This is a genomic window from Micromonospora sp. I033 (assembly GCF_053890995.1).
Genome location: NZ_JBSSLX010000069.1, coordinates 1 through 26,917, shown reverse-complemented (window position 1 = coordinate 26,917; position 26,917 = coordinate 1). Strand labels below are relative to the sequence as shown.

Genomic DNA, 26,917 nt, shown 5'->3' with positions numbered 1-26,917 from the left:
AGATCGGGTGACCGCCCCGCGCCTGCTGCGACAGGGCGAGCTTGGCCTGCCGGGCGACGCTGGCCAGGGCGGCGGCGCTGGGCCAGCGGGCCGCCGGGTCCTTCGCCAGGGCCCGCTCGACGATGGCCCGGACCTGCGGCGGGATGTCACCGGGGAGCGGCCGGGGTGCCTCGCGCACGTGCTTCATGGCGATCTCGAGCGGGTTGTCCCCCTCGAAGGGCCGCCGGCCGGCCAGGCACTGGTACGCGACCACGCCGAGCGCGTAGACGTCGGAGGCGGGGGTGGCGACCGCGCCGGTGGCCTGCTCGGGCGAGATGTACGAGGCGGTGCCGAGCACCGAGCCGGCGGCGGTGAGCTGGCCGACCAGGTCGGAGCGGGCGATGCCGAAGTCGGTGAGCACCAGCGTGCCGTTCGGCCGGACCAGCAGGTTGCCGGGCTTCACGTCGCGGTGCACGATGCCCTTCTCGTGGGCGGCGTGCAGCGCGTCGGCGGCCTGGGCCAGCAGCGCCATCGTGCGGGCCGGGGTGAGCCGGCCGACCCGGCTGAGCGTCGAGGAGAGCGCGTCGCCCTCCACGTACTCCATCACCAGGAAGGCGATCTGCTGGTCGCTGCCGAAGTCGTAGACGTCGACCACGCCCGGATGGTTGATCGTGGCCATGGTGCGCGCCTCGCCGCGGAACCGCTCGGCGAAGCCCGGCTCGTCGAGCAGGGCGGGGAGCAGGCTCTTGACCGCGACCGTGCGGCCCAGCACCTGGTCGGTGCCGCGCCACACGTCACCCATGCCGCCGCTGGCGATCCGCTCGTCGAGGCGGTAGCGGTTGCCGAGCTGCACCCCCGGGCTGAGCATCTCAGCGGCCTTCCGCGATGGCCGCCGCCATGATCCGGCCGCCGATCCGGGCCGCCTCGGCGCTGCCGCCGCTGCCCGCCTGCTCCAGCTCCACGCACACGGCCGAGACCGGGGTGCCGTTCCGGTCCAGCGCGAAGCCGATGAACCAGCCGTGGTCGGGGGTGTTCGGGCCGGACTGGGCGGTGCCGGTCTTGCCGCCGACGGTGTAGCCGTCGATGGCGGCCTTCCGGCCGGTGCCCTCCTTCACCACGTTGACCATCATGTCCCGCAGGTCGCCGGCGACCTGGTCGCTGATCGGCCGGCGCAGCTCGCGCGGCTTCGCGGCGTCGTAGACGGTGGTGCGGTCCGGTCCGAGCAGCTGCTTGACCAGGTACGGCCGCATCTGGCTGCCGTCGTTGGCGACCGTGGCGGCGATCAGCGCGCCCTGGAGCGGGGTCATCCGCACGTCGCGCTGACCGATGGAGGACTGGGCCAGGGCCGCCGGGTCGGTACCGCCCCCCGGCGCGGTCATCTCGCCGGTGCGGCTGGCCGCCACCGGCAGCCCGCCCTTCTCGCCGGACTCGCCGACCGTGAGGTCCTCCTGCTCGAAGCCGAGCTGGCGGGCCTTCTCCTTGATCTTGTCCGCGCCGAGCCGGACGCCGAGCTGGGCGAAGCCGGTGTTGCAGGACTCGGTGACCGCCTCCCGCAGGGTCACCTGGGACTCCGGGCAGATCGACGGCGCGGCGTTGCGGATCGGCTGGCCCGAGGTGGGCGGCGTGTAGCTCGCCCCGGCCGGGATCTCGGTCTGCTGGCCGACGCCGTTCTCCAGCGCCGCCGCGGCCACCACGATCTTGAAGGTGGAGCCGGGCGGCAGGGTCTCGGCGAGCGCCCGGTTCGCCAGCGGCCGGTCCTTGGCCTTGTCGAGCTGGTTGTACTCGGCCGTGGCCTCGGTGGTGTCGTGGCTGGCCAGCGGGTTCGGGTCGAAGCTCGGCATGGACACCAGGGCCTGCACCGCCCCGGTCCGCGGGTCGATCGCGATGGCCGCACCCCGCCGGGCCCCGACCTGGTTGTCGTTGAGCTGCTTGTACGCCGTCTCCTGGGCCCGCTTGGAGAGGGTCAGCAGCACGTTGCCGCCACCGGTCTGGTCGCCGGTGAACATGTCCTTGATCCGGTTGGCGATGAGCTGGTCGCTGGTGCCGGCGAGGAAGTCGTTCTCCAGCCGCTCGATGCCGGTGTCGGCCAGGTTGACCGGCTTGTAGCCGAGCACGTGCGCGTACATCGCCCCACCGGGGTAGCTGCGCTGGAACTTCAGCTTGCCGTCGGTCTCCTTGCTGAGCGCGACCGCCGTGCCACCGACCTCGATGTTGCCGCGCTTGCGCTCGTACTCGGCGACCTGGACGCGGCCGTTGTAGTCGCTGTTGCGGTATTCGTCGGCCTTGTAGCCCTGGATCCAGTTCAGGTTCGCGAAGAGCAGCCCGAACAGGATCATGACGACCACGCCGACGCGGCGCAGGGGTGCGTTCACGGCCGGATCACCTCCGTGGGAGCACCGTGCAGCTGCTCCGGCGGGCCACCCGACGGCCGGGCCGCCGCCGGGCCGCTCCCGGTGACCGGGCGGCGGGCGCCGTCGGACACCCGGAGCAGGATCGCGATCAGCAGCCAGTTGGCCATGAGCGAGGAACCGCCGGCGGAGAGGAACGGGGTGGTCTGGCCGGTCAGCGGGATGAGCTTGCTGATCCCGCCGACGATGACGAAGACCTGGAGGCCCAGGGTGAAGGCCAGGCCGCCGGCGAGCAGCTTGCCGAACGAGTCCCGGACCGCCAGCGCGGCCCGCAGGCCCCGCTCGACGATCAGCAGATAGATCACCAGCAGCGCGGAGAGGCCGAACAGGCCGATCTCCTCGCCGATGCCGGCGAAGATGAAGTCGGTCTGCACCTCGGGCAGCAGGGTGGGCTGGCCGCCACCCGGGCCGGCCCCGAACAGGCCGCCGGTGCCGAGCGTGAGCAGGCCCTGGACGAGCTGGTAGCCCCGGTCGTACGGCTCGGCGAACGGGTCCAGCCAGATCTGCGCCCGGTCGTAGAAGTTGGCGAACGGGCCACCCACCGTGCTGCCCAGCACGTACGCCAGGTAGGCGCCGCCGAAGAACAGGATCAGGCCGATGAGCAGCCAGCTCACCCGTTCGGTGGCGATGTAGAGCGTCACCACGAACATGCCGAAGTAGAGCAGCGAGGTCCCCAGGTCCTTCTCGAAGACCAGGACCAGGAGGCTGATCATCCAGACCACGAGGACCGGGCCGAGGTCCCGCCCGCGCGGGAAGTCGACGCCGAGCACCCGGCGGCTGGCCAGCGAGAGGACCTCGCGCTTGCGAACCAGGTAGTAGGCGAAGAAGGCGAGCAGGGTGAGCTTGGCGAACTCACCCGGCTGGATCTGCCCCAGCCCGGGCACGATGATCCAGAGCTTCGCCCCGTTCCGCTCGGAGAACCGCCCCGGCAGCACCGCCGGGATCATCACCAGCACGATGCCGGCCAACCCCAGCGTGTACGCGTACCGCGACAGGGAGCGGTGGTCTCGCATGATCGCCAGCAGCCCCGCGGCGAGCACCACCGCGCCGAGCGTCCAGGCGAGCTGTTGCCCGCCGTTGCCGGCGAAGATGGCCAGGGTCTCCCGCTGCTCCGGGGCGGCCTCGGCCAGGTCGTAGCGGCGCAGGAAGCCCACGCCGATCCCGTTGAGCAGGGCGACCGCGGGCAGCAGCGCCGGGTCGGCGAACGGCGCCAGCCAGCGGATCACCAGGTGCAGGCCCAGGAATACCAGCCCCAGCGCGGCGGCCGGGATCCAGAAGTCCGGGGTGACCGTGTCCAGCACGTTCGCCTCGACCGTCGCCGCGTACGCCGCCACCAGGACCATGGCGAGCAGCAGCAGGGACAGCTCGGCGTTTCGCCGGGACCGGGCCAGGCGCACGCCGGGCTGCTCGCCCGTCGAGGCGGGCGAGGCTGCCGGTGCGGCGGCTGCGGTCACGGATGCGTCCTCGGGATCGAGCCGGCGCTCACTCCGGCGACCGGCAGCCGGCCGGGTCGACCGGCGGAACGGTGTCGGAGGGGACGGCGTCGGGCGTGGTGGTCGGCGTCGGGGTCGGCGTCGGCCCCGCGGCGGCCGAGGCCGAGGCCGAGGCCGTGGCCGGCGGGACGGCGCTGCCGCTGACCGCCGGGGCCAGCGAGCTGCCGGTCGCGGACGGGGTCGGGCTGGCCGGACCGGCCGTCGGGCTGGGCGGGCAGAGCGGCTTGAGGTTCGGGTTGGCCGGGTCGTCGCTGGTCAGCTCGGCCAGCCGGCGCTCGGCGTCCGGCTCGCTCTTGGCCTGGATGCCCTGCTTGACCTGCTCCTGAGCGGCCAGGGTGAGGTCGTCGAGCTCGGCCTCGCTGGTCGCGTGCACGCTGGACAGGTCGAGCCCGGCGACCTGGCCCGGAACCCCGCGGAACACGGCGAGCTGCCCGTCGTCGGTGGCGCCGACGTAGTACTGCCGCTGGGTGTAGCTCCACCCGCCGTAGAGGCCGCCGCCGACGATGACCAGCAGCGCCAGCACCATCGCCACGGTGCGCAGCGGGTGCCGGCCGCGCCGATCGGACTCGTCGTCGCGGGTGTCCACCGGTTCCTCGGGCGCGGGCGCCCGGGGAGCGGACAGCGCCGACGCGCGGGCCGCCGGGGTGGAGACGTCGGCCGAGGTGGCCATGCCGCGGTCGCGGGCCGCGGCGCCGCCCACGATCGGGGACGCCTCGACGATGTCCTGGTCGGTGGCGTCGGCGATGATCACCGTGATGTTGTCCGGGCCGCCGCCGCGCAGGGCGAGCTGCACCAGGCGCTCCACGCACTGCTGCGGGTCGGTGTATTCGCGCATGGTGTCGGCGATGGTGTCCGCGCTGACCACGCCGGAGAGACCGTCCGAGCAGATCAGGTAGCGGTCACCGGGGAGCACCTGCCGGACGCTGTACTCCGGGTCGATGTCCCGGCCGTCGAGCGCGCGGGTGAGCAGCGAGCGCTGGGGGTGGCTGCTCGCCTCCTCCGCGCTGATCCGGCCCTCGTCGACGAGCATCTGCACGTACGTGTCGTCCTTGGTGATCTGGGCGAACTCACCGTTGCGCAGGAGATAGGCCCGCGAGTCACCGATGTGGACCATGCCGAGCTTGCTGCCCGAGAAGAGGGTCGCGGTGAGCGTGGTGCCCATCCCCTCCAGCTGCGGGTTGGCGTCCACGGTGTCGCGGAGTTGTTGGTTGGCGGTGCCGACGGCCGAACGCAACGCGTCGACGAGGGCGTCCCCGGGGACGTCCTCGTCGAGCGGCGCCATGGCACCGATGACGATGTTGCTGGCGACGTCACCGGCGGCCATGCCGCCCATGCCGTCGGCAACGGCGAGCAGCCGCGGCCCGGCGTAGACGGAATCCTGGTTACCGTCTCGGATCAGACCGCGGTCGCTGTGGGCCGCATAGCGCAGGGTCAGAGTCATGGCCGTAATTCGAGGGAAGTGCGGCCGATCCGGATCGGCACGCCGAGGGGGACGGGGGTTGGTCCGGTGACCTTAGCGCGATCCAGGTAGGTGCCGTTAGTCGATCCGAGGTCCTCGACGAACCACTGCCCCTCGCGCGGCACGAGCCGGGCGTGCCGCGCCGAGGCGTAGTCGTCGGTGATCACCAGGGTCGAGTCCTCGGCACGACCGATGGTGATCTGGGCCTCGCCGAGGGTGATCCGGGTGCCGGCCAGCTGACCGGCGGTGACCACCAACTGGTGCGCCGCCCTGCCCCGCTTCACCTTCGCCGGCTTCGCCGGCTGCCCGGTCGAGGCCCCGACCGCGCGTGGCGCGGCCACCAGGCGACCCGACCGGGCCCCCGCGAAGAGGTCCCGGCGGATCACCCCGACCACCGTGAACACGAAGATCCACAGCAGGATGAGGAACCCGAACCGGGCGACGGTGATGACGAGTTCCGGCAACGGGGGTCAGCCGTCCACGCGGAAGGTCAGGGTCGTCGTGCCGAGCTGGATCATGTCGCCCGGGTTGAGGGCGACCGCGGAGACGCGCTGGCCGTTGACCATCGTGCCGTTGGTGGAGCCGAGATCGGTCAGCACGACCTGGCCACCGTCGAAGTCCAGCCGGGCGTGGCGCCGGGAGATGCCGACGTCGGGCAGGCGCAGGTTGGCCTGGTCGCCGCGGCCGATCACGGTCGAGCCCATCTGGAGCGGGTAGGTGCGGCCGTCGCCGGAGACCAGGCGGACGTTGCGGCCACCGCCCTGCCCCGGCGGCGGGCCGTAGCCGCCGCCCTGGTCGTAGGCGGGGTAGGCGGGACCGGCGTCGTAGCCGCCGGGCGCGGAGACCGGGGCGACGTCGCCGCCGGTGTAGACCTCCGCGGTGACCCGGAACATGCCGGTGTCCAGCCCTTCACCACGCTCGACCTCGACGATCACGTCGCCGTAGACCGTCCACGCCTGCTCGCCGATGAACTCCGCCTGCGACTGGGCCAGTTCCTGGGCCAGCGCGGCGGCGTACGGCGCCAGCCGACTGTGGTCGTACGGCGAGAGATCGATCACGTAGCGGTTGGGCACCAACGTGCGCCCACCGGCCAGGATCGCCTTGTGCGCCTCGGCCTCCCGCTGCATGGCGTTGAGGATCTCCACGGGGTGGACCACCCCTTTGAAGACCTTGGCGAAGGCCCCCTCGACCAGGCCTTCCAGACGCTTCTCGAAGCGTTGCAGCACGCTCACCGGCTCCTCCTCGGGTTCCGAGGCCATGATGGTATCCGGACACCGCCTCCGCAGCTCACACGCCGCTCGGCCGGCTGCCGGCGGCCCGTTCGTGACCAGCCCCGCGATCGTGCTAAAGTTTCGTCCGCCACGAACGGTGATCGCTCGTGGCGATGACCGGGATCAGCGTAATATGTCCGGGCACCCGCCGCAGACGGCGGGAGCGGGATGAGATACGGTGTTGCAGGTCAGCCACGGGGAAGTGGCGGAATGGCAGACGCGCACGGTTCAGGTCCGTGTGCCCGAAAGGGCGTGGGGGTTCAACTCCCCCCTTCCCCACCATGACGAGGGCTCCGCAATCAGCGGGGCCCTCGCGTCATATCGGGGCGTGCCGGACATCACGCTATGCTCCGATGGTTTCCCTGCCCCCGATGGACCAGGAGTGGCGTGTGAGTGTCGCGTTGGTGACCGGTTCGGGCGGTCTGATCGGCTCCGAGGCGGCCCGGCACTTCGCCGGCCTCGGCCTCGACGTGGTCGGCATCGACAACGACATGCGGCGGTACTTCTTCGGCGAGGACGGCTCGACCGCCTGGAGTCTGGACCGCCTCGCCGCCGAGCTGGGCCGCGCCTACACCCACCACGCCGTCGACATCCGGGACCGGGACGGCCTGGAGCAGGTCTTCAAGAAGTACGGCTCGGACATCGCCGTGGTGATCCACAGCGCCGCACAGCCGAGCCACGACTGGGCCGCCAAGGAGCCGTACACCGACTTCGACGTCAACGCCGGCGGCACCCTCAACGTGCTGGAGAACACCCGTCGGCACGCCATCGACGCGCCGTTCATCCACTGCTCGACCAACAAGGTCTACGGCGACCGCCCGAACACCCTGCCGCTGATCGAGCTGGAGACCCGCTACGAGCTGCCCGAGGACCACCACTGGTACGACGGCATCACCGAGGACATGTCGATCGACGAGTCGCTGCACTCGATCTTCGGCGCCTCCAAGGTGGCCTCGGACGTGATGGTCCAGGAGTACGGGCGGTACTTCGACATGAAGACCGCCTGCTTCCGGGGCGGCACGCTGACCGGCCCCGCGCACTCGGCCGCCGAGCTGCACGGCTTCCTGGCGTACCTGATGCGCTGCGTGATGGAGGGCCGGACGTACAACCTCTACGGCTACAAGGGGAAGATGGTCCGGGACGCCATCCACTCGCGGGACGTGCTCACCGCCTTCGAGGCGTTCTTCCGCGAGCCGCGCTCGGCGCAGGTCTACAACCTGGGCGGCGGCCGGCACTCGAACACCTCGCACATCGAGGCGTTCCGCATCGCCGAGGACATCACCGGCCGGGTGGCGAAGATCAACTACGTCGAGCAGGCCCGCACCGGCGACCACCAGTGGTACGTCAGCAGCATGGCCCGGTTCGAGGAGCACTACCCGAACTGGAAGATCACCTACGACGTGCCGATGATCCTCCGCGAGATCTACGAGGCGAACGTCGACAAGTGGGTGCCGAAGGCATGACCACCGGCACCAAGCGGAACGTGCTCGGCGTACTCGTCGACGCGACCGACTACGCCCGGGCGACCGAGGCCGTGGTGGCGGCGGCGCAGGACCGCCGCCCGCTGGCGCTCACCGCGCTGGCCGTGCACGGCGTGATGACCGGGGTGCTCGACCCGGCGCACAACGCCCGGCTCAACTCCTTCGACGTGGTCACGCCCGACGGGCAGCCGGTGCGCTGGGCGCTCAACCTGCTGCACGGCGCCGGCCTCACCGACCGGGTCTACGGGCCGGAGCTCACCCTCCGGGTGCTGGCCCGCTTCGCCGACGAGGGGCTGCCGGTCTACCTCTACGGCTCCACCGAGGAGACCCTGTCCCGCCTGGTCCCGGCCCTGGAGCGGAAGTTCCCGGCACTGAAGATCGCCGGCGTGGAGCCGTCCAAGTTCCGCTCGCTCCAGCCGGGCGAGGACGCCGAGATCGCCGACCGGATCAAGGCCAGCGGCGCCCGGCTCGTCCTGGTCGGGCTGGGCTGCCCGCGGCAGGAGATCTTCACGTACGCCATGCGGCCGCTGCTGGACATGCCGCTGATGGCCGTCGGCGCGGCGTTCGACTACCACGCCGGGCTGCTGCGCAACCCGCCGCCGTGGATGCAGCGGGCCGGGCTGGAGTGGTTCTGGCGGCTCGGCCTGGAGCCGAAGCGGCTCTGGCGCCGCTACGTCATCCTCAACCCGGCCTACCTGGCCCGCCTGGCCGCCCAGAAGACCGGCCTGTGGAAGGCCACCCCGCCGCCCCCGGCGACCGGGCGCCCCGCCAGCTTCGACGTCTGACCCCGTCACGACGTCCGGCGGCCACCCCGAAGGGGACCGCCGGACGCCGGTGGGAGAGGTTGGCTCAGGAGACGTTCACCGCCGTGTCGTCGATGACGAACGACGTCTGGAGGGACCAGTCCTCCACGCCGGTGAACTTGATCTGCACGGTCTGGCCGGCGTACGCGCCCAGGTTGAACGACCGCTGGGCGTATCCGGTGTTGCGGTTCAGGTTCGAGTAGGTGGCGAGCGTGGCGAGCACCGTCCCGGACGAGTTGAGCACCTGCACCCGCAGCGTGTCGTACGCCGTGCCGGTGGTCGTCTCGGCCGTGTCGATGTGCAGCCAGAAGCTCAGGCTGTACGAGGTGCAACCGGCCGGCAGGCTCACCGACTGGGCCAGCGTGTCGGTGTGCGCGCTGCCGTAGCCGTCGAGCCAGGCGTTCCAGGTGCCGGAGCGGGGCGGCTGGCCGGACGAGCCGTGCTGGCCGATCACCCCGGAGGTGGCGGTCCACCCGGCGCTGCCGGACTCGAAGCCCGGGTTGGCGAGCTTCTGGCCGGTCCCGGTGCAGCCGCCGGTGCCCGTGACGGTGAGCGAGTACGTCGCCGTCTTCGTGCCCGACGCCGCGGTGCCGCTGATCGTCACCGCGTAGGTGCCGGCCGGTGTGCCGGCCGAGGTGGTGATGGTCAGGGTGGACGAGCCGCCGGAGGTCACCGTGGCCGGGTTGAACGAGGCGGTGGCGCCGCTCGGCAGGCCGCTCGCGGAGAGGCTGACGGACTGGGCGGAGCCGTTGGTGGTGGCGGTGGCGACGGTGGCGGTCACCGAGCCGCCCGGCGCGGTCGAGCCGGAGGTGGGCGAGACCGAGACGGAGAAGTCGTTGGGCGGCGGCGGGGTGGTGCCGTTGACCACGTAGAGCAGCCGGTTCGGCGTGCCGGTGCCCACGTTCGTCACCACGTTCGGAGTGGCGTTGTTGACCAGGCTGTCCCGCACCTGCTGCGGGGTCCACGACGGATTCGCCGACAGCACCAGCGCGGCGGCGCCGGCGACGTGCGGCGACGCCATCGAGGTGCCGCTGATCGTGTTGGTCGCGGTGTTGCCGGTGTACCAGGCGGAGGTGATGTTGACGCCCGGCGCCAGGATGTCGACGCAGGTGCCGTAGTTGGAGAAGCTCGCGGCGGCGTCGTTGTTCTGCGTCGCCCCGACGGTGATGGCCGACGCGACCCGGGCCGGGGAGTAGTTGCAGGCGTTCTGCCGGTTGCCCAGGATGTCGCCGTTGCCGGCCGCCACGGCGTACGTGATGCCGGAGTTGATGGAGTTGGTGACCGCGGTGTCGATGGAGCTGTTGGCGGAGCCACCGAGGCTCATGTTCGCCACCGCCGGCTTCACCGCGTTCGCGGTGACCCAGTCGATGCCGGACACCACCTGGGCGTTGGTGCCGCTGCCCTGGCAGTTGAGCACCCGCACGCCGACGATCTGGACGCCCTTGGCCACCCCGTACGCGGAGCCACCCACAGTGCCCGCGACGTGCGTGCCGTGACCGTTGCAGTCGTCGGCGGAGCCGCCGTCGACCGCGTCGAAGCCGGAGACGGCCCGGCCGCCGAAGTCGTTGTGCCCGAACAGCACGCCGGTGTCGATGACGTAGGCGCGCACGTTGCTCGCCGTGTTCGGGTAGGTGTAGGAGCTGTTCAGCGGCAGGTTCCGCTGGTCGATGCGGTCCAGGCCCCAGGACGGGGGGTTCGTCTGGGTGCCGGCGATGGAAACCGTGTGGTTCTGTTCCACGTACGCGACGGCCGGGTCGGCCGCGATGCGCGCGGCGGCCTTCGCCCCGACGGTGAGCTCGAAGCCGCGCAGCGCGGCGCGCCAGGTGCGGGCGACCGTGCCGCCGTGCCGGGCGGTGAGCCGTTGCGCGGTCTCGCTGACCCGGCTGGGGGCGACGGCGTTGTCCTTCAACACGACGATGTAGCTGTCGGCCACCGCGGTGGGACCACCGGCGGCGCGGATCGCGCCGGCGGGCTCGGCGGCCGCGGCGGGCGATGCGGCCGCGAGCATGGTCAGGGCGGCCACTCCGGCGAGTACGGACCTGTGTGGGAGACCCATCTCCCTACCTCCCTCCGACCGGCACAGGACCGTCCGCCCGGTGAGGCACAGGCGGATCGACACTGACCGATCGTTAAAGAGGCTAGGTCAACTGTTGAAACACTGTGAACATGCCGGATCCGCCATAACGTCGACGGGATGACCCCTACGGGAGGGCGTACGGGACGAACCGGGGTGCCGTCCCGGATTCGGTCGACGTCGATCCGGGCCAGGCTGACACCATGGACGCGCCTCTCACCGTGCTGCTTCCCGTCGCCGCCGTCTGGCTGGCCGCCGGCGTGGTGGCGGACGGGCTGCCCCGGCTGGACCGCGCCCGCGCGCTGCGCCGGCGTACCGGATGGTTGTCCGCGCTGGTGCTGACCGGCCTGGCGCTGACCGCGGCCGTCCTGGCGGTGGGCCTGCAGAGCGCCGGCACGACGGTGCTCGACCGGGCCGCCGCCGGGCTCACCCTCGCGGCGGCCCCGGCGCTGGTCGTCGCGGTCTGCACGGTACGCCGCGTCCGGTGGCTGCGGGCCGGCGCGGGCGCGTTCGCCACCGCGCCGGACACCCCGGCCCCGCACGGCCTGCGGGCCGCCGCGGCGCACCCGCTCATCGGGCTGCCGCTCCAGGTGACGGCACTGGCGGCGCTCGGGGCGCTGCTCCCGGCCGCGGGGGTCGACCTGTTCTCGACACCGGCGGTCGCCGGGCCGGCGATCACCGTCGCGGTGCTCGGCGTGATCACGATCGGGGTACGCCACGCCCTGCGGCACAACCGGCTCGCCGAGCGGGCGCTGCCACCGGCCGCCGCGGTGTCAGCGCGGGCGGCTCGTGCCCTGCACGTATAGCAGTTCGAGGATCGCGCGGGTCGCCTCGAACCAGCGGTCCAGCCAACCGGGCGGCGGCACGCTGCCCCTCGGCGGCAACTCCATCAGCAGCCCCCGCAGCAGTGGATGGTCCACCAGGGACTCCTGCTGCTCCATCGGCCAGCCGGTCGGCGGGAAGGACGGCTCGGTGAGCGGGTTCGGGTCGAGCGACGGCAGGGAGAGCGGCGGGCCGGCCTGTTCCGGGGCGGCCGTGTCCCGGCCGCCGATCTCGCCCTCGCCGGAGCCCACCTCGGTGAGGACGCTGTCCCGGCGCGCGCCCCGGTACTTGCCACCGAACCGCTCGGGCTTGCCCGGGCCGTTGGTCAGATTCTCTGAACCGATCGTCGTCATCCGTCTCGCCTGCCTCGTTCGGTTGCCGATCTGTGCGGTTCAACGACGCGGGACGGAACTGGCGACGGGTGGCCGGAACCGGCCGGCGGCGCGGACGAAATGGCCCCGCCCGGCGACGCTGCCGGGCGGGACCACGTTCTGGAGGGGCGGGGTCGCCGGATTCAGTTTCCGGCGAACGCTCCGTCCCTGGCGCCGGCGACGAAGGCGTGCCAGTCACCCGGGGCGAAGATCAGGGCCGGGCCCGTCTTGTCCTTCGAGTCCCGGACGCCGACCGCCCCGGTCACATACGCGACCTCCACGCAGTTGTCACAGTTCGGCCCGCTCTTCGAGCTCTTGAACCACGTCGCCTGCGTCAGGTCCACGGGGAACTCCTTGGTCGCCATTTCCACAACGGCTCCTCTGCCAGTTTTGCGATGTGTGCGATGGATTCCTCCGGGCGAATGGCCGCTGCTCGAATGTGATCGAAGATGAAGCTGTACTTCTGTAGCTCGTCGCTCTTCTCGAGGAAGAGCCCACCCGTGGCGTTCTCCGCGTACACGACATCGGGATCACTCGGTTCGGGGAAACTGAGGATCGTGAAGGTCCCGTCCATGCCGGCGTGCGCGCCCACCTCGAAGGGCAGGACCTGCAACGTCACGTTCGGCAGTTCGGCCACCTCCACCAGCCGTTTGAGCTGGCCACGCATCACCGCGTCGCCGCCAACCGGCCGGCTCAGCACCGCCTCGTCGAGCACCACCCACAGATCGACCGGATCGTCCTGGGTCAACAACGACTGACGGCCCAGTCGGACACGCACCCGCTGTTCGACCTGTTCGGCGGTGAAGTCCGGCCGAGCGGCCCGGATCATCGCCCCCGCGTACTCCTCGGTCTCCAGCAGGCCCGGCACGACCTGCTGCTCGTACGCCCGGATCGAGCTGGCCGCCGCCTCCAGTCCCACGTACGCCCCGACCAGCACCGTGCTGTACGGATGCCACCAGCCCTTCTGCCGGGCCTCGCGGGCGATCTGCACCAGCTCGTCGCTCTCGGCGCCGACCACCCCGTAGATGCGCAGCATGTCCCGCACGTCCCGCGGGGTCGCGGTGGTGTGACCGGTCTCGATACGGGAGATCTTGGAGGCCGAACACTCCAACTGCTCGGCGACCGTCTCGATGGTGATGCCGGCAGCTTCCCGCTGCCGGCGGAGTTCCGCCCCCAGGCGACGACGCCGGATGGTCGGGCTGCGCCGCTCGCTCACGACGGCACCCCAGGGGTCGATGGACGGGGATTCCCACTCCTCGCACGCACCCGGCTACCTCCGGTCGGTCGCGCCCGGTTTCACACCCGCCGGGGGCGCGACCGGCGTACGGCGGGCGAGCGTTCGCGGCAGGGGTGGTGCCGGTCGTCGACCGGCCGCGTCGGGCGAAACCGGCGTCCAGTGTGCCGCCCCGGGACCTGAGGCTTCAAGCGTCCCGTTCACGTGTCCTGCTCGCGTATCGGCAAAAGTCGACGTGCAACTTGCATGAAGCACGTCGCTGATGCACTCTGTCGGTATGGCACGGGTTACTCACCGTCTTCGCATGATCTCCGGGCGTGGTCGCACCACGGGCCGCGGGACGGCGGGAGGGGAGCCGTCCCGCGCCCTGCGACCTGCCCCGGGGTGAAGACCCCGCCGCTGCACGCCAGCCTGGCTGTGGCGGCGGGAGCGGTAACCGGGAGCAGCCGGGTGATGGTCGGGTGGCGGTCCGCCACCGCGGGTACGGCCCGACCAGCACCGACCCACTGATCCGCCGGTCCACGAGGTAGATCCCCCGTCACCGGACCGACCCGTCCCCCCGATCAGCCTCGCCGGCCCGCCCGCCGGCCGATCCTTCCCAGGAGCCCATGTGCTTCCCCGCTCCGGTGACGTACTGCACGTGACTCGCGCGGCGAGTGTCCAGTTCCTCCGACCGATCATGTTCCGGGTGATCCGGGTGCTCGACTGGCCGACCTACGACGGTTGGCTCTGGCTCGACGGCTACGAGTTGAACGCGGCGGGGGACGCGGTCAACCGGCGGTCGATCTTCGTACAGCAGGAGGGGCTGCGGCACCGCCAGGCCGCGCCGGCCCCGCGTCCGCACACCGTCCGGACGGCCCGCCGCCCGGTGACCCGGACCCCGGTACGGGTCGGCTGACCTCACGATTCCCGGTCGGGGAGGCGTGCCGCCGCCATAGAATCGGTACGCCCACCCCGGCAACGCTCCACCCCGCGCGCTCCGGACCCTGAACCTGGGATGGTCATGGTCAATCTGCCCGCCGCGCGGCGGCACCACCGCTCCCGTATCGGCTACGCCCTCGGGCTCCTCGTCTTCCTCGGCGCCGCGACCGCACTCGCGCTCGTGGTCCGCCACCCCGCCTTCTCCGCGACCCAGGAGTTGACCGAGCCGGTTCCGGCTCCGGAGATCACCGTGGCCGGGGAGGGCAACCGGGCGGCCACCGACCCGGAGGGGGACGAGCCCGAGTGGGTCGATCCACCGGCGGCCGGCGCGGCGGGCAGCGACCACGGCGCCTCGTCGATCCCGGGCCAGCCCGGCGCCGGGGAGGGCGCGCTGGCCGAGGCCCCGTCCACCGCCACCGACCTCAGCCGGTCGCTCTTCTACTCGGGGCTGCTCGGCCTCGCCATCTCGCTGGCCGGGCTGGGGCTGGTCGGCACCCGACGCCGCCAGTGGTGACGGTCAGCGCGTCGCGGTGGCCGTCGGCGGAGGCGTCGTGGTGGGCGCATCCGTTGTCGGCTCCTCCGCGGGCTCGGCCACCACGATGGTGACCCGGTCCCCCTCGGCCACCAGCTCCCCGGCTGCCGGGTCCGTGTCGATCACCGTGCCGGCCGGTTGGTCCGACGCCCGGCTCCGCACCCGGTAGTCCACGCCCAGCCGGTCGAGGGCCGCCCGGGCAGCGGACTCCGGCAGGCCCACGAGCGGCGGCATCGGGACCTCGGCGGCGGCCGTGGTGGTCGGTGGGCTGCTCGGCGGCGAACTGGTCGGCGCGGCCGTGCTCGGCGAAGCGCTGGTCCGCGGGGCGGTGGTCGGCACGGCCGTGGGCGACAGGCCCGGCTCGGCGCCGCGATCCGCCGCGCGGAGAGCCAGCCAGACCCCCAGGCCGATCAACGCGATCAGCAGCAGCGCGAGCAGGCCCAGCAGGATCGGCATCCACCAGCGCCGACCCGCCTGCTCCTCGCTGTACCACTCGGTGCCGGGCTCCGGGTAGCCGGCCGGGCGCGGTGGCGGCACTCCGGCGCGCCCCGACCAGGCGGGGCTGACCGGCTCCTGACGGGTGGTGGCGTCGATCGGCCGGCGCGCCCCGGCACCCCCACCAGGCAGCGGGCGGGTCGCATCGCCGCCCGCCGGCATCGCCCGGGTCGCGTCGGCGTCCGTGGCGCCGGATGGCTCCCGCGGAATCGCGCGCGTGGCGTCGGCGTCCTGCGGACCGGCGGGGTGGTCGGGGGGCGTGGCGCGGGTGGCGTCCGGTCCGGCGCCGTTCCGGTCGGGAGGTAGCGCTCTGGTCGCGTCCGGGTCGCCGGCGGGTGGCTCCTCACGGTCGTCGCTCATCGCACGTCCTTTCCCCACCGGGACAGGGCGGCCTGGCCCTCGATCGTCCACGGTAGCGGTCCGTCGGGCCATCGGCGGGCATCAGCGCGCCGGGCCGCCGGTCACCCGGCGGGGAGCGGGCTGGCGGTCGGCGTCGTGGCGGGCTCGTCGCCGCAGGTGAGGGCAACCGGATCGTTCCACCGGACCGAACTGCCGGGGGCCGGGTCCAGCGCGGTGACCGGACCCTCGCGGCCGGTGCGGTAGCGGGGGTAGAGGCCCGCCGCCACCAGGTCGTCGGCCGCGTCGGCGCAGCTCTGGGCGAGCAGGTCCGGCACGGAGACGGCGGGCGCCGGCCCGGCGACCCAGAGGGTGACGGTGACGCCGCGCTTCACGGGCGTACCGGGGGTGGGCGAGGTGCGCGCGACGGCACGGCCGGAGCCGCTGCCGAACACCAGCCGCCAGCCCAGCTTGCGGTCCCGCAGCTCCCGCCGGGCCTGCTCGAAGTCGGTACCCACCAGCTCCGGCACGGTCAGGCCGGCGGGAGTGGTGGTGCGCGTACCGGTCGGCCGGTCGTCGGCGGTGCTCGGCGGTGCGGCGGTGGGCGTCGTGGCCTCGACGGAGGGTGCGGTCGGGGCCGCGGCCGGCGACGGGATGGCCGGATACGGTTCACCGGCCAGCACCCAGCCGCCGCTCGCCCCGATCACCGCGAGCAGGACCATCGCCAGGCCGCCACCGAGGAGCAGCCTGGTCCGGTCCGGCCCCGCTTCCTCGCGTACCCCCGGCTGCCGGTCCGGGTAACCCTCGTCCGTCATCGCGTCCCCCGCCTCAGTCATCGGCGACCGTATCCGGCGCCACCAAGCCGGTCGCGGCCGGTCCGGCCTCCGTCACCACTCGCCGCGCCGACCTCGGGACGCTACGCTCCCCGGCATGGCCAGACGGGGCTGGGGAGGATCGACCGCCGCCGCACTCGGCGTCGCCGCGGGTGCGGGCGCCGCGCAGCTCGGCTTCGGCTACGGGCTCGGCATCATCAACTGGGCGCCGGCCGGCGCCGCCCGGGTCGAGGCGGCCTGGGTGGCCAGCCTCGCCTGGGCCACCTGGATCTCCGCGACCTCGGTGATCGCCGGCGCGGTCTGCGCCCAACGGCTGCGCGGCGCGGACGACGAGGAGCCGGCGGGCGCCCTGCCCCGGCTCGGCCTGGCGCTCGCCGCCGGGGTGGGCGCGTTGATCACCGTGCTGCTGGTGGCCGTGCCGGCCCGGGCGGCGCGGGTGCCGGACACGTCCTCGCCGCAGGCCGTGGCCGCCGGGTACGCCGCCGCCGGGCTGGTGCTCGGGGTGCTGCTGGCGACCTGGGCGCTGCACACCCGGGCCGCCGCCAGCAACCTCGTCGCCACCACCGGCTGGCTCTGGCTGCTCGCCGTGGTCTCGGTGGTCGACGGGGTGCTCTCCGGCCGTGGCCTGACCACCGCCCAGCTCGGCATCTGGCAGATCAGCGCGGACAGCGGCCGGTTCTGGATCCGCGACTACTTCTACTGGCCCGGGGCGCTGCTCTCACTCGGTTCCGCGCTGCTGATCGGGGTGCTGGCCGCCCGGCGGGCGGTCCGCTCGCCGGAGCGGAGGGTCGGGGCGGCGGCCTCCGGGGCGGCGGGTCCGTTGCTGGTCGCGCTGGCGTACCTGCTGGCCGTGCCGAGGCTCGCCGGGATCGCCGCCGAGCAGGTGTCGGCCCATCTGATCGCCCCGTACGCGGTGATCGCCGGGGTCGGCGGCTCGGCCCTGGTGGCCGCGCTGGCCCAGCGGGCCGACCGCCGCGCCACCGAACGCGCCGACGTGCGGCTGCCCCGCCAGCGCACCGGCGAGCCGGACGAGTTCACCGCCCCCGCCTCGGCACAGGCCAGCGACGCGGGAGACCTCGCCGACCCCGTACACGCGGGCACGTCCGTGGACGGGGTGCGGCAGTCGACGCCGGTGGACGCGATGGGGCGCACCGATCCGTCCTCCGGCGGCACGGTGACGGCCGGAGTCACGCGTGTCGCGACGGACCCGAGCACGGCACCGGAGCGCTCCGCCGGCCGACGCGGCCGGGCCGTGCCGCCCCAGCGGAAGCCCGAGTCCAGCTCGCCGGCCAGCGCCGACCCGGTCCCGCCGGCACCGACCGGCGGCGAGCCGGGACCGGCAGGATCTGCGACGGCGGAGAGCGCGGTCGGGAGCGAGCGCTCCTCCGATTCGGAGAGCGGCACGACCGCGCCGACCACTGGACCGAAGGCCCGCCGCCGCAACCGCTGATCAGGTCCGGGCGCACGGGGACGGACGCCTCGCGTGCCCGCGTCAGCGAAGGAGTGGCTGCCCTGCGGCGGTGGTCAGTCGACCGGCCAGGTGTGCACCGGTTCGTTGCCGCGTTGCAGCTCGGCGTAGCGCTGGACCAGGTGGTGCAGCGCGGCCTTCCGGTCCATGCCGCGGTGCCGTTCGGCCGCCCACACCGTCTCGGTCTGCCAGACGGCGCCGTTGCGACCGGTGCGGCAACGCTCCTCGATCACCCCGAGGAGGCGGTCCCGCTCGGCCGGGGCGACGCCGAACCGGTCCAGCCCCTCGGCGGCGACGGGCAGCAGCGTGTCGAGGACGAGCGTGGTGACCGGCACGTCGCCGAGCCGGGGCCAGTGCAGCACGGCGTCGATGCCGCGCCGGGCGGCGGCGTGGAAGTTCTCCTCGGCCGAGCTGAAGGTGAGCTGGCTCCAGATGGGCCGGTCCGCCTCGGCGAGGCCGCGGGCGAGTCCGAAGTAGAAGGCCGCGTTGGCGAGCATGTCCACCACCGTGGGCCCGGCCGGCAGCACCCGGTTCTCGACGCGCAGGTGCGGACGGCCGTCCATGATGTCGTAGACCGGGCGGTTCCAGCGGTAGACCGTCCCGTTGTGCAGCCGCAGCTCGCCGAGCTGGGGCACCCCGCCGGCGTGCAGCACCTCGACCGGGTCCTCGTCCTCGCAGATCGGCAGCAGCGGCGGGAAGTAGCGGACGTTCTCCTCGAACAGGTCGAAGATCGAGGTGATCCAGCGCTCGCCGAACCACACCCGGGGGCGTACGCCCTGGGCCTTCAGCTCGTCGGGGCGGGTGTCGGTGGCCTGCTGGAACAGGGCGATCCGGGTCTCCGCCCAGAGCTGCCGGCCGTAGAGGAACGGCGAGTTGGCACCGACCGCCACCTGCACCCCGGCGATGGCCTGGGAGGCGTTCCAGTAGTCGGCGAAGCTGTCCGGCGCGACCTGGAGGTGGAACTGGAGGCTGGTGCAGGCGGCCTCCGGCGCGATCGAGTCGGTGTGCGTACGCAGCCGCTCGACGCCGCGGATGTCCAGCTCGATGTCCTCGCCCCGGGCCCCGACGATCTGGTCGTTGAGCACCCGGTAACGCTCGTTGGTGGAGAGGTTGTCGGCGACCAGGTGCCGCTCGGTGAGGGTGGGCAGGATGCCGACCATCACGATCTTCGCGTCGGACTTGGCGGCCCGCTCGTCGGCGCGGCTGAGGCTGCTGCGCAGGTCCTGCGCGTAGTCGGCGAAGCCGGTCCCCTCGATCAGCCGGGGTGAGGCGTTCAGCTCCAGGTTGAACTGCCCCAGCTCGGTCTGGAACAGCGGGTCGGCGATGTCGGCCAGGATCTGGTCGTTGCGCATCGCCGGCTCGGCGGCGGCGTCGACCAGGTTGAGCTCGATCTCCAGCCCGGTCATCGGCCGGTCGGCGTCGAAGCCGAAGTCGTCCAGCATCAGGGCGAAGACGTCCAGGCACCGCCGGACCTTCTGCCGGTAGCGGACCCGGTCCTCGCGGGAGAAGGCGCCCTGCTCGACGTCTCTGCCCATCTGTCCTCCCGGCGCCGGCGCCACGGAACCGTACCGTTCCGCAACGCATTGTGAACCATTCAGGTTGAGTGCGTAAGTGCGCCCGGGCCGCCGGATCGGAGGTCGGGCGCAGGTCTGCACTCCTACCCAGCCGCCGCCGGCCGCACCGCGGCCAACCTGCGAACAACACGTGACAATTCGCACGACCCGGGCGTACGACGAACGGGCCCGCGCCGTCGGGTGACGGCGCGGGCCCGTGGGGTCGTACGCGGGGAGATCAGGCCTGGCGGACGGCCTCGCCCTCGATCTCGATCTTGATCTTCTTGCCGACCAGGACGCCACCGGTCTCCAGGGCGACGTTCCAGGTCAGGCCGAAGTCCTCCCGGTCGATCTCGGTGGACGCGGAGAAGCCGAAGATGTCCTGGCCGAACGGGCTGCGGCCGACGCCCTCGAACTCGACGTCCAGGTCGACCGGACGGGTCACGCCCTTGATGGTGAGCTCGCCGGAGAGGACGAACTCGTTGCCGTCCCGGGACTTCACGCCGGTGCTGCGGAACTCCAGGGTGGGGAACTGCTCGGCGTCGAGGAACTCCGGGCTGCGCAGGTGCGCGTCACGGTCGGCCTGGGCGGTGTTGATGCTGGCCGCCTGGATGCTGGCGGTCACCGAGGACTGCATCGGGTCCTCGGCCACGGTGATGGTGGCGGTGGCGTCGGCGAACTCACCGCGTACCTTGCTGACCATCATGTGCCGGGCGACGAACCCGACGCGCTTGTGAGCCGCGTCCAGCAGGTAGGTGCCGGCGGTCGGGATGGTGAGACCCTCCCAGTCGCGGGTAACCGCTTCGGTGCTGCTGGTCATGGTGCTGTCCTCCAGGGGAGATGATTGAGTAGCCCAACGACTGACTGAGCAACTATAGGCACAGCAATATTCCCTGTGTCAAGGACTGCTAGGATGGCAGCGTGGACCAGAACGTGTTCGACGATCCCCGGATCACCGCCATCGGCCTCCTGTTCGAGGCCAGCGCCGGGCTGTCGGCCCGGTTCGCCGCCCAGTTCGAGGAGCACGGCCTCTCCCCGGTCGAGTTCGAGGTGCTGATGCGGCTCACCCGGTCGCCGGGTCACCAGCTACGGATGACCGACCTCGCGGCGCAGACCTCCCTGTCCACCAGCGGCGTCACCCGCGTGGTCGACCGGATGGAGCGGGACGGCCTGCTCCGCCGCCGAGCCTGTCCCTCCGACCGGCGCAGCTCGTACGCGGTGGTCACCGCCGCCGGCCTGAGCCGGCTGGACGGGACCCTGCCCGGGCACCTGCGGATCATCGAGCAGTGGTTCACCGGTCAGCTCACCCCGGCCCAGCTGGAGGCGCTCCTGGACGGCCTGCGCCGGGTCCGCGACGCGGTACACCCGGGGGCGACCGCCGGCAGCACCGAGCCGGCGCCCGCCGGGCAGTCCGCCGGCTGCTGACCCGTCGACTCCACCGGTGCTGGTGCGGGTCACCGGCAGAAAGACCGGCAGAACCGTCCGGACACTGGGACATAATGCCGTTTTAGCCGCCAAACCGCCCGGAGGCGCTGGATAGGCTTCCGGCAGCGGGGGGCACCGGGGGGTGCGGGCGCGAGCGATAGAGCGAGGGGCAGCACCAGGGGGCTTCTTCGCTCGCGCCACCCCCGCGCCTTCCTCTCCCGCCTGCCTCAGTCGCGCCGAACCGCGCGTCCCCGGCGGGCCACCAGCGCATAGAGCAGGGCCTCCTCCCGGGGCAGCAGCCTGGTGCCGGTCGTCCGGCAGGCCCGCTCCAGCCGGTCCAGCACCGCCACGTCGGCGGTGCTCGCCGCCAGCCCGACCAGCGCCTCGACCAGATCCCGCCGCACCCCGCCGGCCGTCTGCTCGGCCGCCGCGTCCCGGGCCTGCCGCTCCCCGCCGCCGGCGTGCTCGGCCGCCGCGGCGAACCACTCGGCCGCCAACTCCCGGTCCCCCTGGTGCAGTGCCAGGTGGCCCTCGATCAACGCGCAGACCGCCTCCTGCGGCGGCGCGTCCCGGTGCTCCCCGGGTGGGTCCGGCGTCTCCACGGCCGGCGGCCGGCGCTGCCCCGGGACACGGTGCGACGGCCGCAGCTCGGCCAGCACCTCCAGCGCCTCCGCCACCCGCCCGTCCAGGGCGAGCGCCAGCCCGACCGTGCCGACCACCTGGCGCCACCGGCCCGGCTCGCCCAGCTCGACCAGGGCGCTCGCCACCCGCCGGCCCTGCTCCACCGCGTCGACGTACCTGCCCTCCAGCCGGGTCACCTCGGCCAGGTCGGCCCGGGCCAGCAGGCGGAGTCGCTGCTCCCCGCACTGGGTGGCCAGCCGGTCGACCGTGGCCAGCCGGCGCCGCGCGCCGGCCAGGTCCGCCACCCGCACGTCGTGCCAGGTGAGGTGCTGGTGGGCGACGGCCATCTCGCGGACCCGGCCGTGCCGGGTGGCCAGCTCCAGCGCCGCCTCGGCCTGCTCCCGGGCCTCCCCCTGAGTGCCGGCCCCGCGCAGGAGCACGCAGAGCACCGACCGGGCGGACAGCTCCCCGGTCACCTCCCCGACCGACCGGAAGATGGCCAGCGCCTCCCGGGCCGCCGGCAGCTCCGCCCCGCCGGCACCGTGCTCGGCGGCGAGTCGGGCCGACCCGAGCAGCGCCCAGGCCCGCAGCACCGGCGGCGCGGCGGCGGTACGCGGGTCGGCCAGCAGGCGGCGCAGCCACCGGCGCCCGGACACGTCCCGCCCGCGCAGCCGCCACCAGCGGGGCAGCGCCGCCGCCAGGAGCAGCGCGGTCAGCGGATCGTCCTCGGCGGCGTGCGCCAGGGCGGCGGTGATGTCGCTGGTCGCCTCGTCGAGCAGGTGCACGGCGGCGGGCAGTTCCGCGCCGACCAGGTTCGGGGCGGTCCGGCGTACCAGCCCGGCGACGACCAGCGCGTGCCGGCGCCGGATGCCGGTCAGCTCCCCCTCGACGACCGCCTGCTCGGCGGCGAAGTCGCGGACCGCGTCCAGCAGGCGGAACCGGAACGGGCCGGTGCCCCGCACGCTGAGCAGCCCGAGTTCACGCAGCCGGTCGAGCAGCGGAACCGCGTCCCGCCGCTCCCCGCCGTCGGCGAGCAGGTCCTCGGCCAGCTCCACCGACCAGCGGTTGCCGAAGGCGGAGAGCCGGCGCAACGCTGCCCGTTCGGCGGGCGCCAGCAGGTGGTAGCTGGTCGCCACCGCCTCGCGCAGGGTCACCGTGCCGGCGGCCGGGTCGGCGGGTTCCCAGCCGGGGCGTGCGCCGGCCAGGTCGAGGACCCGGTCGCCGTAGCGGTCGAGCAGTTCGGTGACGTCGAGGATCCGGCCGCGCGCTGCCATCAGCTCGATGGCCAGCGGTAGCCCGCCGAGGCGGCGCACCAGCGCGGCGAGCGCCGGCAGTTCGGCCCGGGTGGGCGGCTCGCGGCGCGCCTGGGCGAGCCGGGCGGCGAACAGGGCCGCCGCCGGCCAGCGGGCCAGTTCCGCCGGATCGGCCGGCTCCTGATCGGCCGGCGGCACGTCGAGCGGCGCGACCGGCCGGACCAGCTCGCCGGGAAGGCCGACCGGACGGCGGCCGGTGACCAGCACGCGCAGCGCCGGCGCGGCCGCGACCAGGGCGCGCAGCGCCTCGGCCACCGGCCCGGGCGCCCGCTCCACCGCGTCCACCAGCAGCAGCGCGGGCCGGCCGCCGAGCCGGCGGGAGAGGTCGGCCAGCCGGTTCACGCCGAGCACGGCCGCCGAGGCGGCGAGCACGTCGGCGGCGTCGGAGCCCTCGCCCACCAGCACACCGACCACGCCGGCCGGGTGCTCGGCGGCCGCCGCGTGGGCGACGGTGAGGGCGAGCGCGGTCTTGCCGACCCCGGCCAGCCCGACCAGGCTCACCACCGGGTGCGCGGAGAGCAGGGCGGTCACCTCGGCGACGTCCCGGTCCCGGCCGAGCAGCGGTACCGGCTGGGGCAGCGCGATGGGCGTACCCGGATCGCCGGCGGCGGAGCCGGTGACCGGAAGATGCCGCGCCGCGCCGGCATCCGGCCCGCTGACCGGCAGGTGGCCCGCGCCGGACACGGCGGTCTGGGCGGCCTCGCGACCGCTGACCGGCAGGTGGCTCGCCGCCGCGCCGGCCTCGGGGTCGCTGATCGGCAGGTGGCGCGCGGCCTGGCCGGGCACGGCGGGCTGGGCGCCCTCGGGACCGCTGACCGGCAGGTGACGCGCGGCCTGGCCGGGCGCGGCGGGTTGGGCCGGGGCCGGCCGGGCCGCGGTGAGGAACTCCTGCCGGGCCGGACCGGACAGGTTGAGGGCGTCGGCGAGCAGGTCGACGGTGGTGCGCTGGGGTCGGGTGGCCCGGCCCCGCTCCAGATCGCGGACGGTCCGCACGCCGACGCCGGCCCGGCCGGCCAGCTCGGCCTGGGTGAGGCCGGCCGCGAGCCGGTGCCCGCGCAACAGGTCGGGCAGCTGGGTACGACCACCCGGGCTCCGCGAACGATCATGATCGGGAGTCATGGGCACGAAGAGTACGGATCGGGTCGGACGCTCCACAGCCCATCGTCGGGCAGCCGACCGTCCAGCGCGGATATCCGACAGACGGCTGACCCGCCCGGGCCGGTCCGGCCCGGGCGGACGCCGCTCACATGCCGAGATCGCGAGCGATGATCATGCGCTGCACCTCGCTGGTGCCCTCGCCGATCTCAAGGATCTTGGAGTCGCGCCAGAACCGGGCCACCGGGTACTCGTTCATGAACCCGTAGCCGCCGTGGATCTGGGTGGCCTCGCGGGCGTTGTCCACCGCGATGGTGCTGGCGTGCAGCTTGGCGATGGCCGCCTGCCGCTTGAACGGCTCGCCGGCGAGCATCCGGGCGGCCGCGTCGTAGTAGGCCAGCCGGGCGGTGTGCGCCTTCATCTCCATGTCGGCGATCTTGAACTGGATCGCCTGGTACGCGCCGATCGGCTGGCCGAACGCCTCGCGCTCCTTCGCGTACCTGATCGACTCGTCGACGCAGCCCTGGGCGAGGCCGACGGCCAGGGCGGCGATGGCGATCCGCCCCTCGTCGAGGATGCGCAGGAACTGGGCGAAGCCCCGGCCGCGCTCGCCGAGCAGGTTCTCGGCCGGCACCCGGCAGTCGTCGAAGGTCAGCTCGTGGGTGTCCGAGGCGGTCCAGCCGACCTTGGAGTAGCCGGGCGCCACGGTGAAGCCCGGCGTGCCGGACGGGACGATGATGGTGGACAGCTCCTTCGAGCCGTCCGGCTTCGTGCCGGTGACCGCGGTGACCGTGACCAGCGACGTGATGTCGGTGCCGGAGTTGGTGATGAACGCCTTCGAGCCGTTGATCACCCACTCGTCGCCGTCCAGTACCGCCCGCGTCTGCGTGCCGCCCGCGTCCGAGCCGGTGCCCGGCTCGGTGAGCCCGAAGCCCGCGAGGGCCTCGCCGCTGAGCAGCTTCGGCAGCCACTGCGCCTTCTGCGCGTCCGTGCCGAACCGGTGGATCGGCATCGCGCCGAGGGAGACCGCCGCCTCGAGAGTGATAGCCACGCTGGAGTCGACCCGGGCCAGCTCCTCCAGGGCCAGGCAGAGGGCGAAGTAGTCGCCGCCCATGCCGCCGTGCTCCTCGGGGAAGGGGAGGCCGAACAGGCCCATCTTGCCCATCTGGCGGATGATCTCGTACGGGAAGGTGTGCTGCTCGTAGTGCTCGGCGATGGCCGGGGCGACCACCTCGCGGGCGAAGTCCCGCACGCTCTCCCGCAGCGCCTCTTGTTCCTCGCTGAGCCGGAAGTCCATCTGATCCTCCTGATGGGACGCCTGTGTGGACGGGCCGCCGGGCGCTCGTGACGCCGGGTCGGGTGGTGCGGGTCGGCGGGTCAGACCGGGGTGACGCCGTGCCGGCGCCGGGCGAAGTGCCGCTCCTTGCCCCGCGCGGCGGCGAACCGGCGGACCAGCTCGGCGCGCAGCTCGTGCGGCTCGACGATGGCGTCGATCACCAGCTCGCTGGCGAGGCGGACGATGTCGATGTCGCGCTCGTACTCCTCGCGCTTCGCGGCGACGAAGGCGGCCCGTTCGTCCTCGTCCTCGATCGCGGCGATCTTGTTGGCGTAGACGGCGTTGACCGCGGCCTCCGCGCCCATCACCGCGATCTTGGCGGTGGGCAGCGCGATGGTGGCGTCCGGCTCGAAGCCCGGGCCGGCCATCGCGTACAGGCCGGCGCCGTACGCCTTGCGGACCACCACACAGATCTTGGGTACGGTCGCCTCGGAGATCGCGGTGATCATCTTGGCGCCGTGCCGGATGATGCCCTGCTTCTCCACCGCGCTGCCGACCATGAACCCGGGCACGTCGGACAGGAACAGCAGCGGCACGTTGAACGCGTCGCAGAGCTGCACGAACCGGGTCGCCTTGTCGGCCGAGTCGACGAAGAGCACGCCGCCCTTGAACATCGAGTTGTTGCCGACCACGCCGACGACCTCGCCGTTCAGCCGGCCGAAGCCGATGGTCAGTTCCTTGGCCCAGAGCGCCTGGATCTCGAAGAAGCTGCCCTCGTCGAGCAGGCCCTTGACGTACCGGCGCATGTCGAACGCCTGCCGCTCGCTGGCCGGGACCAGCGCGGCCAGGTCGGCCTTGTCCGGCGCCGGCGTCGCCTCGGCGGCCGGCGGGGCCTGGGTCCAGTTGGTCGGCAGGTAGGACAGGTAGCGCCTGACCACGTCGAGCGCCTCGGCCTCGGTCTTGCAGAGGAAGTGCCCGACGCCGGACTCGGCGCAGTGCACCTTGGCCCCGCCCATCGCCTCCAGCGTGGTCTTCTCGCCGGTGACCATCTCGACCATCCGGTCGGAGCCGAGGTACATGCTGGCGTTGCCGTCGACCATGGCGACCACGTCGCAGAACGCCGGGATGTAGGCCCCGCCCGCCGCACTCGGCCCGAACAGGGCGCAGACCTGCGGGATCGAGCCCGAGGCGCGGACCTGGTTCCAGAAGATCTTGCCGGCGCCGCGGCGGCCGGGGAAGAGGTCGACCTGGTCGGTGATCCGGGCCCCGGCCGAGTCGACCAGGTAGACCATGGGCACGCTTGTCGAGTAGGCCCGCTCGATGATCCGGATGATCTTCTCGACGGTCCGGGCGCCCCAGCTGCCGGCCTTCACCGTCGAGTCGTTCGCCATGAGGCAGACCGGCCGGCCGTCGATGGTGGCGGTGCCGGTGACCACGCCGTCGGCGGGCAGGCCCTCGGCCATGGCGTTGGCGTAGAGCCCGTCCTCGACGAAGGAACCCTCGTCGACCAGGTACGCGACCCGCTCGCGGGCGAAGAGCTTGCCCTTGGCGGCGTTCGCCGCGTGGTACTTGTCCGCACCGCCGGCCTTGGCGCGCTTGCGCAGCTGCTCCAGAGCCTCACCGTCGAGCGTCACGCCGACTCCCGTTGCCACCG

The 26,917-nt window shown here is 73.2% G+C and carries 24 protein-coding genes and 1 tRNA gene; 8 read left to right on the top strand and 17 right to left on the bottom strand.

Annotated elements, in window-relative coordinates; translation table 11 throughout:
- The 6 genes from ACW0Q9_RS14385 to ACW0Q9_RS14360 all read right to left on the bottom strand — a co-directional run.
- A partial coding sequence (locus ACW0Q9_RS14385) for a serine/threonine-protein kinase (protein WP_456181455.1) occupies window positions 1-847 on the bottom strand: 847 nt, incomplete at its 3' end.
- A 1-nt stretch (window position 848) separates the two neighbouring features.
- A complete protein-coding gene (locus ACW0Q9_RS14380; protein ID WP_456181453.1) occupies window positions 849-2,351 on the bottom strand; it encodes a peptidoglycan D,D-transpeptidase FtsI family protein in 1,503 nt (500 codons plus the stop codon).
- Window positions 2,348-3,784, bottom strand: a complete 1,437-nt coding sequence (locus ACW0Q9_RS14375; RefSeq protein ID WP_456181459.1) for an FtsW/RodA/SpoVE family cell cycle protein — start codon at window positions 3,782-3,784, stop codon at window positions 2,348-2,350. The genes ACW0Q9_RS14380 and ACW0Q9_RS14375 overlap by 4 nt, the downstream gene beginning before the upstream one ends.
- An 85-nt stretch (window positions 3,785-3,869) precedes the next feature.
- Window positions 3,870-5,321, bottom strand: a complete 1,452-nt coding sequence (locus ACW0Q9_RS14370) for a PP2C family protein-serine/threonine phosphatase (protein WP_456181451.1) — start codon at window positions 5,319-5,321, stop codon at window positions 3,870-3,872.
- Window positions 5,318-5,803, bottom strand: a complete 486-nt coding sequence (locus ACW0Q9_RS14365; protein WP_091264705.1) for an FHA domain-containing protein FhaB/FipA — start codon at window positions 5,801-5,803, stop codon at window positions 5,318-5,320. Before ACW0Q9_RS14365 ends, ACW0Q9_RS14370 begins: the two co-directional genes overlap by 4 nt.
- 6 nt (window positions 5,804-5,809) lie before the next feature.
- The gene (locus ACW0Q9_RS14360) at window positions 5,810-6,598 is read right to left on the bottom strand and encodes an FhaA domain-containing protein (RefSeq protein ID WP_456181449.1); all 789 of its coding nucleotides are present in this window, start codon (window positions 6,596-6,598) and stop codon (window positions 5,810-5,812) included.
- 208 nt (window positions 6,599-6,806) lie between these two features.
- Between ACW0Q9_RS14360 and ACW0Q9_RS14355 the strand changes: the two genes are divergently transcribed.
- From ACW0Q9_RS14355 to ACW0Q9_RS14345, 3 genes are all read left to right on the top strand, one after another.
- Window positions 6,807-6,892, top strand: a tRNA-Leu gene (locus tag ACW0Q9_RS14355).
- Window positions 6,893-6,963: 71 nt separating this feature from the next.
- Window positions 6,964-8,073, top strand: a complete 1,110-nt coding sequence (locus ACW0Q9_RS14350; RefSeq protein WP_456181447.1) for an NAD-dependent epimerase/dehydratase family protein — start codon at window positions 6,964-6,966, stop codon at window positions 8,071-8,073.
- Window positions 8,070-8,876 (top strand): WecB/TagA/CpsF family glycosyltransferase, encoded by an 807-nt coding sequence (locus tag ACW0Q9_RS14345; RefSeq protein ID WP_456181445.1) that lies wholly within the window; start codon window positions 8,070-8,072, stop codon window positions 8,874-8,876. The genes ACW0Q9_RS14350 and ACW0Q9_RS14345 overlap by 4 nt, the downstream gene beginning before the upstream one ends.
- A gap of 64 nt (window positions 8,877-8,940) precedes the next feature.
- Here the strand turns inward: ACW0Q9_RS14345 and ACW0Q9_RS14340 are convergent, their stop codons facing one another.
- Entirely contained in the window at window positions 8,941-10,950 is a 2,010-nt protein-coding gene (locus ACW0Q9_RS14340; protein ID WP_456181443.1) for a S8 family serine peptidase, read from the bottom strand.
- Window positions 10,951-11,171: 221 nt separating this feature from the next.
- On the opposite strand from ACW0Q9_RS14340, the gene ACW0Q9_RS14335 reads away from it, so the two are divergent.
- On the top strand, window positions 11,172-11,774 hold the full coding sequence (locus ACW0Q9_RS14335; RefSeq protein ID WP_456181441.1) for a hypothetical protein: 603 nt from the start codon (window positions 11,172-11,174) through the stop codon (window positions 11,772-11,774).
- Here the strand turns inward: ACW0Q9_RS14335 and ACW0Q9_RS14330 are convergent.
- The 3 genes from ACW0Q9_RS14330 to ACW0Q9_RS14320 all read right to left on the bottom strand — a co-directional run bounded on the left by ACW0Q9_RS14330 (window position 11,742) and on the right by ACW0Q9_RS14320 (window position 13,377).
- On the bottom strand, window positions 11,742-12,143 hold the full coding sequence (locus ACW0Q9_RS14330; protein ID WP_456181439.1) for a hypothetical protein: 402 nt from the start codon (window positions 12,141-12,143) through the stop codon (window positions 11,742-11,744). The genes ACW0Q9_RS14335 and ACW0Q9_RS14330 overlap by 33 nt on opposite strands.
- Window positions 12,144-12,304: 161 nt before the next feature.
- Window positions 12,305-12,526 carry a DUF397 domain-containing protein gene (locus ACW0Q9_RS14325; protein ID WP_456181437.1) on the bottom strand — a complete coding sequence of 74 codons (222 nt, stop codon included), beginning with the start codon at window positions 12,524-12,526 and terminating at the stop codon, window positions 12,305-12,307.
- The gene (locus ACW0Q9_RS14320; RefSeq protein WP_189197556.1) at window positions 12,496-13,377 is read right to left on the bottom strand and encodes a helix-turn-helix domain-containing protein; all 882 of its coding nucleotides are present in this window, start codon (window positions 13,375-13,377) and stop codon (window positions 12,496-12,498) included. The genes ACW0Q9_RS14325 and ACW0Q9_RS14320 overlap by 31 nt, the downstream gene beginning before the upstream one ends.
- 628 nt (window positions 13,378-14,005) lie before the next feature.
- Between ACW0Q9_RS14320 and ACW0Q9_RS14315 the strand changes: the two genes are divergently transcribed.
- Together ACW0Q9_RS14315 and ACW0Q9_RS14310 are read left to right on the top strand one after the other, a co-directional pair.
- The gene (locus ACW0Q9_RS14315; protein ID WP_396871731.1) at window positions 14,006-14,293 is read left to right on the top strand and encodes a hypothetical protein; all 288 of its coding nucleotides are present in this window, start codon (window positions 14,006-14,008) and stop codon (window positions 14,291-14,293) included.
- A 99-nt stretch (window positions 14,294-14,392) separates the two neighbouring features.
- Window positions 14,393-14,830 carry a hypothetical protein gene (locus ACW0Q9_RS14310; RefSeq protein ID WP_456181434.1) on the top strand — a complete coding sequence of 146 codons (438 nt, stop codon included), beginning with the start codon at window positions 14,393-14,395 and terminating at the stop codon, window positions 14,828-14,830.
- Between the two features lie 3 nt (window positions 14,831-14,833).
- Here ACW0Q9_RS14310 and ACW0Q9_RS14305 read toward each other — a convergent pair whose 3' ends face one another.
- Complete coding sequence (locus ACW0Q9_RS14305; protein ID WP_456181432.1) at window positions 14,834-15,703, bottom strand: PASTA domain-containing protein; 870 nt, start codon at window positions 15,701-15,703, stop codon at window positions 14,834-14,836.
- A gap of 101 nt (window positions 15,704-15,804) precedes the next feature.
- Window positions 15,805-16,515, bottom strand: coding sequence for a PASTA domain-containing protein (locus ACW0Q9_RS14300; protein ID WP_456181430.1), 711 nt, complete (start codon window positions 16,513-16,515; stop codon window positions 15,805-15,807).
- A gap of 94 nt (window positions 16,516-16,609) precedes the next feature.
- Between ACW0Q9_RS14300 and ACW0Q9_RS14295 the strand changes: the two genes are divergently transcribed.
- Window positions 16,610-17,962: a hypothetical protein gene (locus tag ACW0Q9_RS14295; protein ID WP_456181428.1), complete on the top strand. Its 1,353-nt coding sequence runs from the start codon at window positions 16,610-16,612 to the stop codon at window positions 17,960-17,962.
- Between the two features lie 74 nt (window positions 17,963-18,036).
- Here the strand turns inward: ACW0Q9_RS14295 and ACW0Q9_RS14290 are convergent, their stop codons facing one another.
- Window positions 18,037-19,515, bottom strand: a complete 1,479-nt coding sequence (locus ACW0Q9_RS14290; RefSeq protein WP_456181426.1) for a glutamate--cysteine ligase — start codon at window positions 19,513-19,515, stop codon at window positions 18,037-18,039.
- Window positions 19,516-19,771: 256 nt separating this feature from the next.
- Window positions 19,772-20,353: a YceI family protein gene (locus ACW0Q9_RS14285; protein ID WP_456181424.1), complete on the bottom strand. Its 582-nt coding sequence runs from the start codon at window positions 20,351-20,353 to the stop codon at window positions 19,772-19,774.
- 101 nt (window positions 20,354-20,454) lie between these two features.
- On the opposite strand from ACW0Q9_RS14285, the gene ACW0Q9_RS14280 reads away from it, so the two are divergent.
- On the top strand, window positions 20,455-20,958 hold the full coding sequence (locus ACW0Q9_RS14280; RefSeq protein ID WP_456181422.1) for a MarR family winged helix-turn-helix transcriptional regulator: 504 nt from the start codon (window positions 20,455-20,457) through the stop codon (window positions 20,956-20,958).
- A 227-nt stretch (window positions 20,959-21,185) separates the two neighbouring features.
- On the opposite strand, the gene ACW0Q9_RS14275 is transcribed toward ACW0Q9_RS14280, so the two are convergent.
- The 3 genes from ACW0Q9_RS14275 to ACW0Q9_RS14265 form a co-directional block, all read right to left on the bottom strand.
- The gene (locus ACW0Q9_RS14275) at window positions 21,186-24,011 is read right to left on the bottom strand and encodes an ATP-binding protein (RefSeq protein ID WP_456181420.1); all 2,826 of its coding nucleotides are present in this window, start codon (window positions 24,009-24,011) and stop codon (window positions 21,186-21,188) included.
- Window positions 24,012-24,135: 124 nt separating this feature from the next.
- Window positions 24,136-25,284, bottom strand: coding sequence for an acyl-CoA dehydrogenase family protein (locus tag ACW0Q9_RS14270; protein WP_456181418.1), 1,149 nt, complete (start codon window positions 25,282-25,284; stop codon window positions 24,136-24,138).
- A gap of 80 nt (window positions 25,285-25,364) precedes the next feature.
- Window positions 25,365-26,897, bottom strand: coding sequence for an acyl-CoA carboxylase subunit beta (locus ACW0Q9_RS14265; RefSeq protein WP_456181457.1), 1,533 nt, complete (start codon window positions 26,895-26,897; stop codon window positions 25,365-25,367).
- Window positions 26,898-26,917 lie beyond the last annotated feature (20 nt).

Excerpts from the sequence above, each read along its gene's own strand:
- ACW0Q9_RS14360 (WP_456181449.1), bottom strand. The coding sequence starts at position 6,598 with ATGGCCTCGGAACCCGAGGAGGAGCCGGTGAGCGTGCTGCAACGCTTC.
- ACW0Q9_RS14350 (WP_456181447.1), top strand. The coding sequence starts at position 6,964 with ATGGTTTCCCTGCCCCCGATGGACCAGGAGTGGCGTGTGAGTGTCGCG.
- ACW0Q9_RS14270 (WP_456181418.1), bottom strand. The coding sequence starts at position 25,284 with ATGGACTTCCGGCTCAGCGAGGAACAAGAGGCGCTGCGGGAGAGCGTG.
- ACW0Q9_RS14295 (WP_456181428.1), top strand. The coding sequence starts at position 16,610 with ATGGCCAGACGGGGCTGGGGAGGATCGACCGCCGCCGCACTCGGCGTC.
- ACW0Q9_RS14275 (WP_456181420.1), bottom strand. The coding sequence starts at position 24,011 with ATGACTCCCGATCATGATCGTTCGCGGAGCCCGGGTGGTCGTACCCAG.
- ACW0Q9_RS14325 (WP_456181437.1), bottom strand. The coding sequence starts at position 12,526 with ATGGCGACCAAGGAGTTCCCCGTGGACCTGACGCAGGCGACGTGGTTC.
- ACW0Q9_RS14290 (WP_456181426.1), bottom strand. The coding sequence starts at position 19,515 with ATGGGCAGAGACGTCGAGCAGGGCGCCTTCTCCCGCGAGGACCGGGTC.
- ACW0Q9_RS14305 (WP_456181432.1), bottom strand. The coding sequence starts at position 15,703 with ATGAGCGACGACCGTGAGGAGCCACCCGCCGGCGACCCGGACGCGACC.
- ACW0Q9_RS14370 (WP_456181451.1), bottom strand. The coding sequence starts at position 5,321 with ATGACTCTGACCCTGCGCTATGCGGCCCACAGCGACCGCGGTCTGATC.
- ACW0Q9_RS14330 (WP_456181439.1), bottom strand. The coding sequence starts at position 12,143 with ATGACGACGATCGGTTCAGAGAATCTGACCAACGGCCCGGGCAAGCCC.
- ACW0Q9_RS14340 (WP_456181443.1), bottom strand. The coding sequence starts at position 10,950 with ATGGGTCTCCCACACAGGTCCGTACTCGCCGGAGTGGCCGCCCTGACC.
- ACW0Q9_RS14300 (WP_456181430.1), bottom strand. The coding sequence starts at position 16,515 with ATGACTGAGGCGGGGGACGCGATGACGGACGAGGGTTACCCGGACCGG.
- ACW0Q9_RS14335 (WP_456181441.1), top strand. The coding sequence starts at position 11,172 with ATGGACGCGCCTCTCACCGTGCTGCTTCCCGTCGCCGCCGTCTGGCTG.
- ACW0Q9_RS14285 (WP_456181424.1), bottom strand. The coding sequence starts at position 20,353 with ATGACCAGCAGCACCGAAGCGGTTACCCGCGACTGGGAGGGTCTCACC.
- ACW0Q9_RS14345 (WP_456181445.1), top strand. The coding sequence starts at position 8,070 with ATGACCACCGGCACCAAGCGGAACGTGCTCGGCGTACTCGTCGACGCG.
- ACW0Q9_RS14310 (WP_456181434.1), top strand. The coding sequence starts at position 14,393 with ATGGTCATGGTCAATCTGCCCGCCGCGCGGCGGCACCACCGCTCCCGT.